The following is a 14,502-nucleotide window of genomic DNA, read 5'->3' on the forward strand; positions in this document are numbered from 1 at the left end:
GTGTCGTCCTCGATCGAGATGTGGTTCTCGTCGTAGATCACCACGAGGTTGCCCAGCTCCTGGTGGCCGGCGAGGGAGGACGCCTCGGAGGTCACCCCCTCCTGCAGGTCGCCGTCGGAGGCGATGACCCAGACGGTGTGGTCGAACGGGGACTCGCCCTCGGGCGCCTGCGGGTCGTACAGGCCCCGCTCGCGGCGCTGCGAGTACGCGAAGCCGACCGAGGAGGCCAGGCCCTGGCCGAGCGGCCCGGTCGTGATCTCCACGCCCTTGGTGTGCCCGTACTCCGGGTGGCCCGGGGTGAGCGAGCCCCACGTGCGCAGCGCCTCGAGGTCCTTGAGCTCGAGGCCGTAGCCGGCGAGGAACAACTGGATGTACAGGGTCAGGGAGGAGTGGCCGGGGGAGAGGATGAACCGGTCACGGCCGATCCACTGCGGGTCGGCGGGGTCGTGGCGCATGAGCTTCTGGAACAGCAGGTACGCCGCGGGAGCCAGGCTCATCGCCGTGCCCGGGTGTCCGTTGCCGACCTTCTGCACCGCATCGGCCGCCAGCACACGGATCGTGTCCACCGCTTTGCGGTCAACGTCAGTCCACGTCAGTTCTTCAACATCCACAGCAGGCACGTAAACGAGCCCCTCTCCATCGCTGACGGCGGACCGCTGCCTCAGGAACCCGTCATGGTGGGCCCTCGGCAGCCTGCCGGCCGTTCACCATCGAAACGTCACTTGTGCATCCCGGCATGTGACCCGCACGTTGCGGGATCGGGACAACCAGCTCACATACTACGCACGCGCCTCCTCAGAGGTCAGCGGTTTGCCTCAAATTGCGCGGATTGTGAATCACGCGGAGCCCTGGGAAGGGTGAGCCCGCGGAAATGCCGGTGATACGCGCGCGGGTATGATGGAGGCTCCGAGAGCAGAAGAAAAGAGTCGCGCACCCGTGAGTACCGATGCCCATGCACCCGCCCGCCCTCAGGGGTCGAGGGTAGCCCGCAAGCTCAAGGCCTATGTGGCCCTCACGAAGCCTCGCGTCATCGAACTGCTCCTCGTCAGCACGCTCCCGACGATGATTTACGCTCACCGCGGATTCCCGTCGATCGGACTCATCGCCGCGACCCTCATCGGCGGGGCGTTCGCTGCCGGCAGCGCCGGGGCGTTCAACTGCTACATCGACCGCGACATCGACCGCCTCATGCGCCGCACTGTGAACCGGCCCCTTGTCACGGGTGAGGTGACGCCTCGTGAGGCGCTCGCGTTCGCGTGGATCCTCGGCATCGCCTCGCTCGCGATTCTGTGGTTCGGAGCGAACCCGCTCTCCTCGGTGCTCGGCGCAGGCGCCATCTTCTTCTACGTGGTCATCTACACGCTCATCCTCAAGCGGCGCACGGCGCAGAACATCGTATGGGGAGGGGCTGCCGGCTGCTTCCCCGTGCTCATCGCGTGGGCGGCCGTGACCGGCACGGTGAGCTGGCCCGCCGTCGTCCTCTTCATGGTGATCTTCCTCTGGACGCCGCCCCACTACTGGCCGCTCTCCATGCGCTACGGCGAGGACTACCGCAACGCCCAGGTGCCGATGCTCGGCGCCGTCGCGGGGGCGAAGATCGTGTCGGTCCAGGTCGTCCTGTACGCGTGGGCGATGGTGATCTGCTCGCTGCTCCTGATCCCGCTCGGCCACGCGGGCTGGGTCTACACCCTTTCGGCTCTCGTGGCAGGGGGGTGGTTCCTGCGGGAGTCGCATGCGCTCTATTCGCGGGCCCAGCGCGAGGAGATCGAGGACAAGAAGGCGATGAAGGTCTTCCACGGATCGATCAGCTACCTCACGATCCTCTTCCTGGCCCTCGCGGTCGACCCCTTCGTCGGGCTGCCGCTCGTTCACTGACCCTGGTTCGTCGAGGGCTTTGCCGCCTCACGTCGTGGAGCCCATGACGGCGCTCAGGGAAACCAACGGATCATGCAGGAGGGCCGCGGCGAACAACGCCGCGGCCCTCCTGCATGCGGGGACTGTGACTGTCAGGCCCGCGGGGACTGTCAGACCCGCGGGCTCCAGCGGGCAAGGTCTGCGGCGTTGGTCGCCTCGGCCATGAGCAGGGCGCCGACGAACATGTGGAGTCCGACCAGCAGAGCCGGGATGCCCGTGTAGTACTGGGTGATGCCGATGGCCGCCTGCAGGACGGTGAGGCCCAGGAGCCCGAGGACGGCCGTCCGGAAGGGCCCTCCCACGCGGCGGGTCAGCACGACGACGAGCGCGAACAGCGCGCCGAACGTGACGAGGTAGGCCGGGACGGCGTGCAGATGCGCGACGAGGTCCCAGTCCAGGCCGTTGCGCGGAGCGTTGGCGTCACCCGCGTGGGGGCCCGCGCCGGTGACGACGACGCCGAGGACGACGGCGAGGGCCACCGCGCCCGCCGTCGCCGCGGTGACCGGGCGCATCGAGCTCGGGAGAGCGGGCAGCGAGCGCGTCATGAATCGGCCGGCGCGTCCGTAGGCCCTGTTCACGAGGAGCATCGCGAAGACGACGAGCGCCATCGACACGAGGAAGTGAAGGGCGACGACCCAGGGGTTCAGCTGCGTCAGGACGGAGATCCCGCCGATGACCGCCTGCGCGGGGATGCTCGCGAGGAGCGCAACGGCGAGCCAGAAGAGGTCCTTGCGCTCCTTGCGGAGCTTCCACACGGCCACCAGCATCGCGAGGGCGACGGCGCTGAGGGCGAAGGTGAGGAGCCGGTTCCCGAACTCGATGATGCCGTGGTAGCCCATCTCGGGGGTCGTGGTGAGCGAGTTCGCTGTGCACCGGGGCCAGGTCGGGCAGCCGAGGCCGGACGACGTGAGGCGTACCGCGCCGCCTGTCACGATGAGCACTATCTGCCCGATGAGTGAGGCGACGGCCAGCGCGCGGACGCGGACGTCGACGGCGGTGGGCAGCCAGCCGGCGAAGCGGCGGACGGCGGTCTGGGACATGGTCAGTTTCCCTCCGGATCGGGGGCGGGACGAGGGTGGGCGGTCAGTTCCACTTGAACCAGCGAATGGCAGAGAGGCCAGCGGCGGCGCCCCACACCACGAGCACGACGGCCGCCTGCAGGTCGAGGGTGCCATGCAGGAACGCGGCCCGGGAGGCATCGCCGATGGCCCCAGAAGGCAGGAAGCCGACGATGCCGGAAATCTGGGACGGGAGCTTGGTGCTCGGCATCACGATTCCCCCGAAGACCCCGAACAGGATCCAGACGAGATTCGTCACGGCGAGGGTTGCCTCGGGGCGGGCGGTTCCGGCCACGAGGAGCCCGAGCGCGGTGAACACCGCTGCGCCGACGGCAAGCAGCACGAGTCCGAGGACGGCTCCCGGGAACGACGGCCGCCAGCCGAGGAGCCATGCAACCCCGCCGATCACGACGATCTGGATGGCGAGGACGACCAGCACGGCGAGGGTCTTCCCCGCGATGAGCCCGGCCCGGCCGAGCGGCGTGGTCGAGAGGAAGCGAAGCACGCCGTATCGGCGGTCGAATCCCGTCGCGATGCCCTGACCTGTGAAGCCGGTCGACATCGTGCAGAGTGCGAGGACCCCGGGGGCGGCCACGTCGACGCGGTTCGGGCCGAGTCCGTCGAGGAACGGTGTGAGAGTGAGGCCGATGAGGGCCATGAGGGGCAGGACGACCATGAGCACGAGCTGTTCGCCGTTGCGCAGCATCGTCAGGGTCTCGTAGCGTCCCTGCTGCCAGACGCGTCCCGACAGGGAGGTGGCGGTGCTCATGCTGTTTCGGTCTCCTTCTCTCGGCCGGTCGGCAGGGAGTCTTCCGCGGCGGACGCCTCGGCGATGCCGAGGAACACGTCTTCGAGGCTCCGGCTGCCGAGTTCGAGGGAACTCGGCATGATGCCCCGCGCGTCGAGCCAGTGGGCGAGGGCGGCGAGGTGCGCGGTCGTCAGCTCGCCCTCGGCGGTGTAGTGGCCTGCGGGGGACTCTCGCACGTCGATGGCCGGAACGGCTGCGGTGAAGGCCTGGGCGAGATCGAGCCCTGCCGGAGCGTGGAGCGTCATCCGACGTGCCGTCTGGCTCGCGCTTCCCAAGAGCTGGGCGACAGTGCCCTCCGCCACGATGCGCCCCCGGTCAAGGATGGCGACCCAGTCCGCGAGGCGTTCGGCGTCATCGAGGAGATGGGTCGTGAGGATGATCCCGAGGCCTTGGGAGCGCAGCTCGTGGATGAGGTCGAACACCACCTGCCGGGACTGGGGATCGAGCCCCGCGCTCGGCTCGTCGAGGAAGACAACCTCCGGCCGGCCGACGAGCGCCGCCGCGAGGGCCACGCGCTGCTTCTGTCCGCCCGAGAGCCGCCGGATGTTCGTGCCGGAGAAGTCGTTGAGCCCTAGCCGCTCAGCCAGCTCGTCCACGGGAAGGGGGTCGCGGTACATGCCCGCCACGTGCTTGAGCAGCGCGATCGGCCGAGCGGAAGGCGGCAGGCCGCCGTCCTGGAGCATGACGCCGACGCGCGCCCGCAGGTCGGCATCTGCTGTCTGCGGATCGTGGCCGAGAAGACGGATCGTGCCGCCGGTTCGGCGGCGGAGGCCTTGTGCGCACTCGAGGGTCGTCGTCTTGCCGGCTCCGTTGACGCCGAGGAGGACCGTGACCCGGCCTGCGTGGGCGGTGAGGTCCACGCCTGCGAGCACGCGCTTCATTCGCCCGCCCTCTGCGGCGATGGGCCCGACGTCGTGGATCAGCCCCTCGATCTCGAGGCAGGGGGAACCGGTTCTGAGCACCAGTCCATTCTACGCAATGTAGTAACGGTGCCCGACGGGCGCGGATAGGGCCGTGCAGGGCAGCGGATGTGACGCACTTATCGCCGAACTAAGCCCGCCCTTACTGGAGGTGAGGAAGAGATTAGGTGAAGATTGTGTTGTGTATTCCATGACGATGACACAGGCGCCGGCTCATTCGCGCGCCCGGGGCGTGCCCCGCGACGCTGAGGACCGCACGCGTGACCGTGTCCTCAGCGCGGTGCTCGAGCATGGGCCGGTGAGTGCAGCCGAACTCGGCGAGCTGCTCAACGTGACGCCCGCGGCGGTCCGCCGTCACCTCGACGCCCTCACCAAGTCAGGCGTCGTCGAGGTCAAGCGGGTTGCCACCTCCGGAACGGGTGCCGGACGGCCCGCCCGCCGTTACGTGCTGACCTCACGCGGGCAGTCGTCCATCGGCGACGACTACCTCGACATCGCTCGCACGGCTCTTCACCGGCTCTCCGACGTCGCCGGTCCCGGCGCCGTCGAGGATTTTGCCGAGGAGCGCTTCGCGGCGATGGAACAGCGGTACCAGCCGCTCGTCGACGCGGCCGGAGACGACATCGCGGCTCGGTCGCGCGCCCTGGCCGAAGCGCTCACGAACGATGGTTTCGTGGCGTCCTCAGCGGAGGTCACGAGCCGCGCGGGCAAGCGGATCCCGGAACACCTTGCGAGCGTCCAGCTCTGCCAGGGCCATTGCCCGGTGCAGCAGCTTGCGGCGGAATTCCCCGTCTTCTGCGACACGGAGACGGCGGTGTTCTCCCGCCTGCTCGGAGTCGACGTCCGCCGTCTCTCGACGCTGGCCTCGGGTGGCCATGTGTGCACGACGCACATCCCCACGGGGCGTGGGGCTGGGGCCTCCCTCGCCGCCGTCTCTGGTATCGGGCGCGAACGCTCCGACGCAGAGCAACTTCATTCGGACGCAGAAGAACTCCATACGAACGAGAGGCCGTGATGACGGATCAATTGGCCGAGAAGCACAACGTGGACGTCGAGCCCACAGTGATCTCGGAGATTCTGGAGAAGAACCCCGAACTCCACGGGATCGGCACCTACGAGTACGGGTGGGCCGACACGGACGTTGCCGGTGCCAACGCACGCCGCGGACTCAACGAGGACGTGGTCCGCGACATCTCATCGAAGAAGGGCGAGCCCGAGTGGATGCTCGACCTGCGGCTCAAGGGTCTCAAGTACTTCGACCGCAAGCCGATGCCGCTCTGGGGAGCGGACCTCTCCGGCATCGACTTCGACAACATCAAGTACTTCGTGCGCTCGACGGAGAAGCAGGCCGCCTCGTGGGAGGATCTGCCCGACGACATCCGCAACACCTATGAGAAGCTCGGCATCCCCGAGGCCGAGCGCAGCCGTCTCGTTGCCGGCGTCGCCGCCCAGTACGAGTCCGAGGTCGTGTACCACCAGATCCGCGAGGACCTCGAGAAGCAGGGCGTGATCTTCCTCGACACGGACACAGCGCTCAAGGAGCACCCGGAGTTCTTCAAGGAGTACTTCGGCACGGTCATCCCGGCCGGCGACAACAAGTTCGCCTCGCTCAACACGGCGGTGTGGTCCGGTGGCTCGTTCGTCTACGTCCCCAAGGGCGTCCACGTCGAAATCCCGCTTCAGGCCTACTTCCGGATCAACACCGAGAACATGGGCCAGTTCGAGCGGACGCTCATCATCGCGGACGAGGATTCCTACGTCCACTACATCGAGGGCTGCACCGCGCCGATCTACACGTCCGACTCGCTGCACTCGGCGGTGGTCGAGATCATCGTGAAGAAGGGCGCCCGCGTCCGCTACACGACGATCCAGAACTGGTCCAACAACGTGTACAACCTCGTGACCAAGCGGGCGATCGCGCACGAGGGCGCCACGATGGAATGGATCGACGGCAACATCGGCTCCAAGGTGACGATGAAGTACCCGGCCGTCTACCTCGTGGGCGAGCACGCCAAGGGCGAGACGCTCTCGATCGCATTCGCGGGAGAGGGCCAGCACCAGGACACGGGTTCCAAGATGGTCCACATCGCGCCGAACACGAAGTCCTCGATCGTTTCGAAGTCCGTCGCGCGCGGCGGCGGCCGTGCTGCATACCGCGGCCTCGTCCAGGTGCGCGAAGGCGCGAAGCACTCCGCGAACACGGTTCGCTGCGACGCGCTCCTCGTCGACACGATCTCCCGCTCCGACACGTACCCGTACATCGACATCCGCGAGGACGACGTCGTGCTCGGCCATGAGGCCACGGTCTCGCGCGTGAGCGAGGAGCAGCTGTTCTACCTCATGTCCCGCGGGCTGCCCGAGGACGAGGCCATGGCCATGATCGTGCGCGGCTTCATCGAGCCGATCGCGCGCGAACTGCCGATGGAGTACGCCCTCGAGCTGAACCGCCTCATTGAACTGCAGATGGAAGGGTCCGTCGGTTAATGACTGAGATGACTGAAGAGGTCGCCAAGGATCAAGCGCGCGTCGGCGCGCCTTCGATCGCAGGATTCACCGAGGAGGGCGAGAGCCTCTCGCCCACTCCTGTGGCCACGGGCCCGCTCGGCGGGGCCGCGGCCAAGAGCCACTCGCATGGGGGCGGCTACGGTATCCCGGACAGCTCGCGCGCGGGCCGTCTCACGTCGTACCGCCTGGCCGACTTCCCCGAGATCAAGGGCACCGAGGAGGAATGGCGGTTCACCCCGCTGCGGCGACTCGGCGGCCTGCACAAGAACGCGCTCGACGGCGCAGCCCCGACTGTCGCCGTCGAGGCGCCGGAGCGTGTGCGCGTCGAGACCGTCGGCCGGGACGACGCCCGGGTCGGCTCCGCAGGGATCCCCGAGGACAGGGTGTCCGCGAACGCCTGGGAGCACTTCAGCGAGGCCACCGTCGTCACGGTTCCTGCTGGCGCCCAGCTCGAGGACCGCGTCCTCGTCACCTTGACCGGCTCCGGCCTGGCCGCCGCCGCCCAGCACGTCGTGATCATCGCCGAGGAGGGCACGCGCGCCGTCGTCGTCCTCAACCACACGGGCCAGGCGGTCGTCTCGGAGAACGTCGAGATCGTCGTCGGCGACCGCGCCGAGCTGACGCTCGTCTCACTCCAGGAGTGGCAGGACGATTCCGTCCACGCCTCCTCACAGCAGGTCAAGGTGGGCCGCGACGCGAAGGTCAAGCACGTCTCCGTCTCGCTCGGCGGCTCGCTCGTGCGCGTCACCCCGACGGTGCGCTTCGCGCAGCCGGGGGGCGAGGCCGAGCTCTACGGCCTCTACTTCGCGGACGCGGGCCAGCACCTCGAGCACCGGACGTTCGTGGACCACGCTCAGCCCAACTGCGTCTCCAATGTCCTCTACAAGGGCGCGCTCCAGGGCAAGGATGCGCACACGGTGTGGGTAGGCGATGTGCTGATCCAGAAGCAGGCGGAGGGCACCGACAGCTACGAGAAGAACCAGAACCTCGTCCTCACCGACGGGGGCCGTGCCGACTCGGTGCCGAACCTCGAGATCGAGACAGGCCTCATCAAGGGCGCCGGGCACGCGAGCGCGACCGGACGCTTTGACGACGAGCACCTGTTCTACCTCATGGCGCGGGGAATCCCGGAGGACGTCGCCCGCCGGCTCGTGGTGCGCGGCTTCCTGAACGAGATCATCCAGAAGATCGGCGTTCCCTCGATCGAAGAGCACCTCACCGAGGCGGTCGAGCGCGAGCTCGAAGCCGGAGACCACTGACCCACAGGATTCGACCCGGCGGGAGCCGGGCGCCCCTCAGCACAGCCCGGTGAGCCCGGGCGCAAGGAGAAACTACATGTCGACTCTGGAGATCAAGGACCTGCACGTCTCGATCGAGACCGAGCAGGGCGTCAAGGAGATCCTCAAGGGCGTGACGCTCACCGTGAAGACCGGCGAGACGCACGCGATCATGGGCCCCAACGGCTCGGGCAAGTCCACGCTCGCCTCGACCATCGCAGGCCACCCGCGCTACACCGTCACCTCCGGGACCATCACGCTCGACGGCGAGGACGTCCTCGCGATGAGCGTGGACGAGCGCGCGCGGGCCGGACTGTTCCTCGCGATGCAGTATCCCGTCGAGGTTCCGGGCGTCACGATGACGAACTTCCTGCGCACCGCGAAGACGGCGATCGATGGCAAGGCGCCGGCGATCCGCACGTGGACGAAGGAAGTCAAGGACGCGATGTCCCAGCTGCGCATCGATGCCGACTTCGCCCAGCGCAACGTCAACGAGGGCTTCTCGGGCGGCGAGAAGAAGCGCGTGGAGATCCTCCAGCTCGAACTCTTCAAGCCGAAGTTCGCCATCCTCGACGAGACCGACTCGGGCCTCGACGTGGACGCGCTCAAGGTCGTCTCCGAGGGCGTCAACCGCGCACATGAGGCTGGCAACATGGGCACGCTGCTCATCACCCACTACACGCGCATCCTGCGCTACATCAAGCCGGAGTTCGTCCACGTGTTCGTGGACGGCAGGATCGCCGAGCAGGGCGGCCCCGAGCTTGCAGACCGCCTCGAGGAAGAGGGCTACGACCGCTACCTCGCCGGCGCCGGCTCCGCGGTGCAGGCCTAGTCCAACAAAGGAGAGCCATGTCTGATCCCCAAGCTGCTGGGATCCAGCCAGCACAGACCGCCCTCGAGGATGTCGAGGAGCGGCTCAAGGACGTGATCGACCCCGAGCTGGGCGTCAACGTCGTGGATCTGGGACTGGTCTACGGGCTCGAATACGGTGAGGACGGGACGCTGCTCATCAGCATGACCCTGACCACCGCAGCCTGCCCGCTCACCGACATGCTCGAGGAGCAGGTGGGCCAGGTCCTCGACGGCGTCGTAGACGAGTGGCGCCTCAACTGGGTGTGGATGCCCCCGTGGGGCCCCGAGCGCATCACCGAGGACGGGCGCGATCAGATGAGGGCGCTCGGCTTCAACATCTGACGCGGCGCAAGACGGCGCCTCGCTTCACGGCAGGCCAACGGCCGGCGGTTCCCCTCATGGAGGTGCCGCCGGCCGTCGTCGTCCGCGCCGGCAAGCGTCAAGCGCCGTCATCGAAGGGCCTTGGCCCGCCTCATCGCGAGGTCGGTGCATAAAATCGTGAGATGCCCTTCCTCGACCGTCTCGCCGCATGGGCGGCCGAGAAGCCTGACGAACCCGCCGTGGTGTGCGGGCGCGAGCACCTCTCGTGGGGGGAGCTCGCGGAGGAAGCGCGGCGCCTCGCGGGGTCCGGTCAGGACGTGCGTGTGCTCCGGGAACCGAACGGCGTGCGCTTCGCCGTGGATTGGGCCGCGGGGGTGGCCGGAGAACGGGAGTGCGCGGTGCTCGACCCGGCGTGGCCAGAGCCCCTCGCCGAGCATGTCGGCCGTCTCCTCGGCGTGCGCTGGCGCGGCAGGGCGGTGGGCCCCGCGGCCCTCGCGGACGGCGACGACGATTCGAGCTTCCTCGTCGGCTTGACCTCGGGGACGACGTCGGTGCCGAAGGCCTTCTCGCGCACGAGGGCATCGTGGCGACGATCCTTCGAGGCGTCGACCCGGCTGTTCGAGCTCGGACCCGAGGACCGTGTGCTGGCTCCGGGGCCCCTCTCGGCCAGCCTCAACCTCTACACGCTCTCCGAGTGCCTCTACGCAGGCGCCACCTTCCACACCCTGGGGCACTTCGATGTCGCCGACGCCCACGCGGAGATCCTGGGCCGAGGCATCACACGGCTCGTGCTGGTCCCGACGATGCTGCGGGTGATCGCGGAGCGCGGCCTCGCGGGCGATATCGACGCAAGCGGCGTCACCGCGATGGTCTGCTCGGGCCAGAAGCTCGACCGTAGGACCCTTGAGGCGACCCGACGATGGGCCCCGCACGCGGTCGTGTGGGAGTACTACGGCGCCTCCGAGCTGAGTTTCGTGGCGGCGACCTCCCACCGGCCTGGTGACGGGCCTGCCGAGGTGGGCACCGCCGTCGGACGCTCGTTCCCGGGCGTCGAACTCGCGATCCTCGACGACGAGGGAAGGGCCCTCCCGCCCGGCGAGACCGGCAACATCGCGGTGCGGAGCGCGATGGTGAGCGACGGCTACGTGTGGGGCGACGACGGTCGCGCCTTCACGCGTCTGGGCGAGTGGTGCACTGTCCGCGACCAGGGCTTCCTGCGCGACGGCGAGCTGCACGTCCTCGGCCGGACGCAGGACATGATCAACACCGGGGGCCACAACGTGTACCCGCACGAGGTGGAGGCGGCCCTCGCGATGCTTCCCGGCGTCGCCGAGGTCGTCGTCGCCGGCGTGCCCGACGACGTTCGCGGGCAACGCGTCGTGGCCGGGGTCGTGCCCGCCCACGCGGGACTGTGCCAGCTCCAGCTCCGCGCGGGCCTCGAAGGCCGGCTCGCGCCCGCCAAGCGACCGCTGCAGTACCTCGAGCTGGACGAGCTGCCCCTGACGGAGCGGGGGAAGCTCAGCCGAGCGGAGTTCCAGCGGTGGATCCTTGAAGGCGACAGCCGTGCGCGGCAGCTTGCCTGACGCGCGGACGGCACCTCTCATCGTTGCGGGCCTGCGGACCCCGCTCGCTCGCGCCGGCACCTCGCTCGCGGGAGTCGAGGTCCAGCACCTGCTCGCGCCGGTGCTCCGCGAGCTCGTCGAGCGGACGCGGGTCTCGGCCGAGGCAGTCGCCGAGGTCGTCGTCGGCAATGCCGCAGGCGGCGGCGGAAACCTCGCCCGCCTCGCCGCGCTCGAGGCCGGCCTGCCCGCGTCCGTTCCAGGCTTCACGGTCGATCGCCAGTGCGGCTCGGGTCTCGACGCAATTGTGCTCGCGTGCCGGCTCGCGCAGACGGGTGCGAGTCGGCTGCTTCTGGCAGGGGGTGCCGAGTCGATCAGCACGGCGCCGTTGCGGGGACGGCGGGCGGCCGACGGCGCCATCGAGTTCTACTCCCGGGCGCGGCACGCCCCGCCCGGAGACGCAGGGGACGGCGACCCGGACATGGGAGTGGCGGCCGAGACCGTGGCGCGAGAAGCCGGGATCTCCCGGGACCGCCAGGACCGCTTCGCCCTTCGCAGCCATCGGCGGGCCCTCGCCGCCGCGGCGGCAGGCAGGTACGACGCCGAGCTCGTGCCCGTGACCGCTGGCGCAACGTCGGTGAACGCCGACAACGGTCCCCGCGCCCGGCTTGACGCGCCGCTCCTTGCACGCTTCCCGGCGGCGTTCGTGCCCGGGGGAGCGGTGACGGCGGGGAACTCCTGCGGCGACGCGGACGGTGCCGCGGCCGTCGTCGTCGTCGGACCCGGAAGCAGCGCAGCCCTCGACAGCCCGCGGGAGACGGCGCTCGCCTTCCTCGACGCGGAGACGGCAGGGGTCGATCCCCGAAGGCTCGGACTCGGCGGCGCCGCGGCGGTAGAGAGTCTGCTCGGGCGCCACGGCCTAGCAACGACCGATCTCGCGGCCATCGAATTCAACGAGGCGTTCGCGGGCCAAGTGCTCGCGTGCATGGATCGGCTCGGCCTCGACGACGCCGCGATAGACCGGGTGCTGAACACCGACGGGGGCTCGATCGCCCTCGGCCACGCCTACGCGGCGTCGGGAGCGGTCTCCGTCGTCCGGCTCCTCGCCCGGGCCCAATCGCTCCCCGAGGGGTCGCTGTGCCTCGCGATGATCAGCTCGGCGGGCGGCCTCGGCACCGCGGCCCTCTTCGAAACGTGCCGCGTCACGCCGAGCACGCGGCGCGCCGTCTAGCCCAAGGGGACGTCGTCGGCCTCGCCGAGGCCCCTGGCGGCCAAAGCGTCGCCCGTGCGCCGCGCGTAGGCAACGGCCGAGAGCACGACGGGCAGCGTCCGCGCTCGGACGCTGCGCTCCAGCCCGCGGGCCCGCGCTGCGTCCCCGACTTCCTCGAACGCGCTCGCGAGGACAGGGATGCTGCGGACCATGATCGCGATCGCGAGGGCGAAGCGCTCGGGATCGGCCCCGAGGCGCCGGAACGGCGAAGCGAGCCGAGCGACGGCGTCGAGCAGGTCCTGCAAGGGGACGGTCGCGGTCAGGAGGCCTGCAGCCACGAAGCAGAGCAGGAGGTTCAAGACGATGCGTGCCGCCGTGGCCGGCCCCTGCTGCCACCACTGGAACGCGAAGAGGATCGCGACGAGGGGCAGGACCACGCGTGACGAGTCGGCGAGGCGCCGCAGGCCGAGGCCGGCCGTGAGCCACGCGACCAGGACGGCGGAAAGGGCTGCCGCGGAGGCGCGCCAGTCGAGGAGTAAGAAGCTCGCCGCGCCGGCCGCGAGCACCGCGAGGAACTTCGCCGCGAGAGGAACGCGATGAAGCCAGGAATCCCCCGTGACGTAACCGGCGAGAATCCCGCCGCGCCTTCGCCTGCCCATCAGCGTGGCTCCATTCCCGCACCGCACAGCTCCCGGTAGAAGCGGACCGCTTCCGCGGGTTCGCCGTCGAACGCCACGCGGCCGGCCTCGACGACGAGGACGCGATCAGCGTCGAGGGCGAGCTCGAGGTCATGGGTCGAGAGGACGACCTGCTGGGGCAGCGCGGCGAGGGTCCGGCGCAGGAGTTCGCGGTTGCGGAGGTCGAGCAGGGTCGACGGCTCGTCGAGGACCAGGACGGCGGGCTCGACCGCGAGCACCACGGCGAGCGCCATGAGCTGCCGCTCGCCGCCCGAGAGCTCGTACACGCTCTGATCCGCGAGCCGCGCGAGCCCGAATCGGTCCAGGACATCCTGCGCGGCGGCAGCGCGCACGCTCCGCTCCCGGTGACGGCGGCGCAGGGACAGCTCGACGTCCTCGCGGCCGGTCGGCATGACGAGCTGGGAGAGCGGGTCCGTGAACACGAACCCGACGCGCTGGCGGACCGCCCTCGTCTCCTGCTGCGCATCGAGCCCGTCGATGCGGACCGTCCCTGAGCTCGGCTCGACGAGCCCGTTGAGGAGGCGCAGCAGCGTCGACTTCCCCGACCCGTTGGCCCCGACGACGGCGACGCGACGCTCGGTGAGCACCGCGTCGACCCCGTCGAGGACCACCTTCTCCCGCGGGCCGCAGTCCCCGTCCACGGGCACGCTCACGCGGACTTCGGCCAGCTCGATCCGGCTCACGCGCGGCGGACGCGCCGGACCAGCACGTCGGGGAAGGCCCGGTGGACGGCCGTCGCGGCGAGGGCGGCGACCACGTTCTTCAGGATGTCGCCGGGGTAGTACACGAGGTCCGCGACGAAGGCCGCCTGCCACGAGAGCTTGAGATTGACCATCATGCCCAGGACACCGAGCGCGTGGATGATGACGATGGAGACAGCCGTCGCGGCGAGGAAGAACCACAGCGTGCGGCGCCGGGGAGCGGCGCGGCGGACGACGAGCTGCGCGAGCGCCCCGAGCACGAAGGCCCCGACGAAGAAGGCAATGATGTAGCCCGCAGAACCGCCCGCGAGGATCTGCAGGCCGGCACGGCCTCCGGAGAAGATCGGCAGCCCGGCGAAGCCCAGAACGAGGTAGAGCCCGACGGCGGCCGCAGCCCTCGACGCCCCGAGGACGAGCGCCGTGAGCGCAACCGCGAGGGTCTGGAGGGTGATGGGGACGCCGAAGCTCCCCACCGGGATGCCCGGGGCGAGGGCGGACGCGGCGATGAGGGCCGCAAACACGGCGACGAGTGCGAGGGACTGGGCGTCCCATGTCCGGCGGTGACCCGACGTTCCCGCCGCTGCCCGCTCGGTCTTCTGGCTCATGGATCCTCCTTGGTCACCCGGCACCTCGCCGGAGCTCTGCTTCAGAAGGCTACGCACCGCCGTCGTACGCCATT

14 protein-coding genes and 1 pseudogene are annotated in these 14,502 nt (G+C 69.6%); 8 read left to right on the top strand and 7 right to left on the bottom strand.

Going from position 1 to position 14,502, the window contains the following annotated elements:
• Positions 1–611: pseudogene (locus tag V7053_RS04815) on the bottom strand (transketolase); the annotation flags it as partial.
• A 286-nt stretch (positions 612–897) separates the two neighbouring features.
• Between V7053_RS04815 and V7053_RS04820 the strand changes: the two are divergent.
• Positions 898–1,875: a heme o synthase gene (locus V7053_RS04820; protein ID WP_443022510.1), complete on the top strand. Its 978-nt coding sequence runs from the start codon at positions 898–900 to the stop codon at positions 1,873–1,875.
• Positions 1,876–2,024: 149 nt separating this feature from the next.
• Here the strand turns inward: V7053_RS04820 and V7053_RS04825 are convergent, their stop codons facing one another.
• From V7053_RS04825 to V7053_RS04835, 3 genes are read right to left on the bottom strand one after another with little or no spacing between them, the layout of a single operon-like run.
• Entirely contained in the window at positions 2,025–2,954 is a 930-nt protein-coding gene (locus V7053_RS04825) for a COX15/CtaA family protein (RefSeq protein ID WP_334171134.1), read from the bottom strand.
• A gap of 43 nt (positions 2,955–2,997) precedes the next feature.
• Positions 2,998–3,741 (bottom strand): ABC transporter permease, encoded by a 744-nt coding sequence (locus V7053_RS04830; RefSeq protein WP_334171135.1) that lies wholly within the window; start codon positions 3,739–3,741, stop codon positions 2,998–3,000.
• Positions 3,738–4,745, bottom strand: coding sequence for an ABC transporter ATP-binding protein (locus V7053_RS04835; protein WP_443022511.1), 1,008 nt, complete (start codon positions 4,743–4,745; stop codon positions 3,738–3,740). The genes V7053_RS04830 and V7053_RS04835 overlap by 4 nt, the downstream gene beginning before the upstream one ends.
• A gap of 145 nt (positions 4,746–4,890) precedes the next feature.
• Between V7053_RS04835 and V7053_RS04840 the strand changes: the two genes are divergently transcribed.
• From V7053_RS04840 to V7053_RS04870, 7 genes are all read left to right on the top strand, one after another.
• Positions 4,891–5,715 (top strand): helix-turn-helix transcriptional regulator, encoded by an 825-nt coding sequence (locus V7053_RS04840; RefSeq protein ID WP_334171137.1) that lies wholly within the window; start codon positions 4,891–4,893, stop codon positions 5,713–5,715.
• Complete coding sequence (gene sufB / locus V7053_RS04845; protein WP_334171138.1) at positions 5,715–7,184, top strand: Fe-S cluster assembly protein SufB; 1,470 nt, start codon at positions 5,715–5,717, stop codon at positions 7,182–7,184. Before V7053_RS04840 ends, sufB begins: the two co-directional genes overlap by 1 nt.
• The gene (gene sufD, locus V7053_RS04850) at positions 7,184–8,464 is read left to right on the top strand and encodes a Fe-S cluster assembly protein SufD (RefSeq protein WP_334171139.1); all 1,281 of its coding nucleotides are present in this window, start codon (positions 7,184–7,186) and stop codon (positions 8,462–8,464) included. The genes sufB and sufD overlap by 1 nt, the downstream gene beginning before the upstream one ends.
• Positions 8,465–8,540: 76 nt before the next feature.
• Positions 8,541–9,314: a Fe-S cluster assembly ATPase SufC gene (gene sufC / locus V7053_RS04855; protein WP_334171140.1), complete on the top strand. Its 774-nt coding sequence runs from the start codon at positions 8,541–8,543 to the stop codon at positions 9,312–9,314.
• 17 nt (positions 9,315–9,331) lie between these two features.
• Positions 9,332–9,676, top strand: a complete 345-nt coding sequence (locus V7053_RS04860) for a metal-sulfur cluster assembly factor (protein ID WP_334171141.1) — start codon at positions 9,332–9,334, stop codon at positions 9,674–9,676.
• 161 nt (positions 9,677–9,837) lie between these two features.
• A complete protein-coding gene (locus V7053_RS04865) occupies positions 9,838–11,238 on the top strand; it encodes a class I adenylate-forming enzyme family protein (protein WP_334171142.1) in 1,401 nt (466 codons plus the stop codon).
• Positions 11,219–12,445 (top strand): thiolase family protein, encoded by a 1,227-nt coding sequence (locus tag V7053_RS04870; protein ID WP_334171143.1) that lies wholly within the window; start codon positions 11,219–11,221, stop codon positions 12,443–12,445. The genes V7053_RS04865 and V7053_RS04870 overlap by 20 nt, the downstream gene beginning before the upstream one ends.
• On the opposite strand, the gene V7053_RS04875 is transcribed toward V7053_RS04870, so the two are convergent.
• The 3 genes from V7053_RS04875 to V7053_RS04885 are packed head-to-tail and all read right to left on the bottom strand — an operon-like array spanning position 12,442 to position 14,428.
• A complete protein-coding gene (locus V7053_RS04875; protein ID WP_334171144.1) occupies positions 12,442–13,083 on the bottom strand; it encodes an energy-coupling factor transporter transmembrane component T family protein in 642 nt (213 codons plus the stop codon). The genes V7053_RS04870 and V7053_RS04875 overlap by 4 nt on opposite strands.
• On the bottom strand, positions 13,083–13,805 hold the full coding sequence (locus tag V7053_RS04880; protein WP_334171145.1) for an energy-coupling factor ABC transporter ATP-binding protein: 723 nt from the start codon (positions 13,803–13,805) through the stop codon (positions 13,083–13,085). The genes V7053_RS04875 and V7053_RS04880 overlap by 1 nt, the downstream gene beginning before the upstream one ends.
• Positions 13,802–14,428 carry a biotin transporter BioY gene (locus V7053_RS04885; RefSeq protein WP_334171146.1) on the bottom strand — a complete coding sequence of 209 codons (627 nt, stop codon included), beginning with the start codon at positions 14,426–14,428 and terminating at the stop codon, positions 13,802–13,804. Before V7053_RS04885 ends, V7053_RS04880 begins: the two co-directional genes overlap by 4 nt.
• Positions 14,429–14,502: the final 74 nt, after the last annotated feature.

The organism is Sinomonas sp., from assembly GCF_036848755.1.
Classification (GTDB): Bacteria; Actinomycetota; Actinomycetes; order Actinomycetales; family Micrococcaceae; genus Sinomonas.

What these genes read in the sequence shown, in the direction of transcription:
- V7053_RS04840 (WP_334171137.1), top strand. Translation starts at nt 4,891, where the DNA reads ATGACGATGACACAGGCGCCGGCTCATTCGCGCGCCCGGGGCGTGCCC.
- V7053_RS04865 (WP_334171142.1), top strand. Translation starts at nt 9,838, where the DNA reads ATGCCCTTCCTCGACCGTCTCGCCGCATGGGCGGCCGAGAAGCCTGAC.
- V7053_RS04830 (WP_334171135.1), bottom strand. Translation starts at nt 3,741, where the DNA reads ATGAGCACCGCCACCTCCCTGTCGGGACGCGTCTGGCAGCAGGGACGC.
- sufC (WP_334171140.1), top strand. Translation starts at nt 8,541, where the DNA reads ATGTCGACTCTGGAGATCAAGGACCTGCACGTCTCGATCGAGACCGAG.
- V7053_RS04820 (WP_443022510.1), top strand. Translation starts at nt 898, where the DNA reads ATGGAGGCTCCGAGAGCAGAAGAAAAGAGTCGCGCACCCGTGAGTACC.
- sufD (WP_334171139.1), top strand. Translation starts at nt 7,184, where the DNA reads ATGACTGAGATGACTGAAGAGGTCGCCAAGGATCAAGCGCGCGTCGGC.
- V7053_RS04825 (WP_334171134.1), bottom strand. Translation starts at nt 2,954, where the DNA reads ATGTCCCAGACCGCCGTCCGCCGCTTCGCCGGCTGGCTGCCCACCGCC.
- sufB (WP_334171138.1), top strand. Translation starts at nt 5,715, where the DNA reads ATGACGGATCAATTGGCCGAGAAGCACAACGTGGACGTCGAGCCCACA.
- V7053_RS04875 (WP_334171144.1), bottom strand. Translation starts at nt 13,083, where the DNA reads ATGGGCAGGCGAAGGCGCGGCGGGATTCTCGCCGGTTACGTCACGGGG.
- V7053_RS04885 (WP_334171146.1), bottom strand. Translation starts at nt 14,428, where the DNA reads ATGAGCCAGAAGACCGAGCGGGCAGCGGCGGGAACGTCGGGTCACCGC.
- V7053_RS04860 (WP_334171141.1), top strand. Translation starts at nt 9,332, where the DNA reads ATGTCTGATCCCCAAGCTGCTGGGATCCAGCCAGCACAGACCGCCCTC.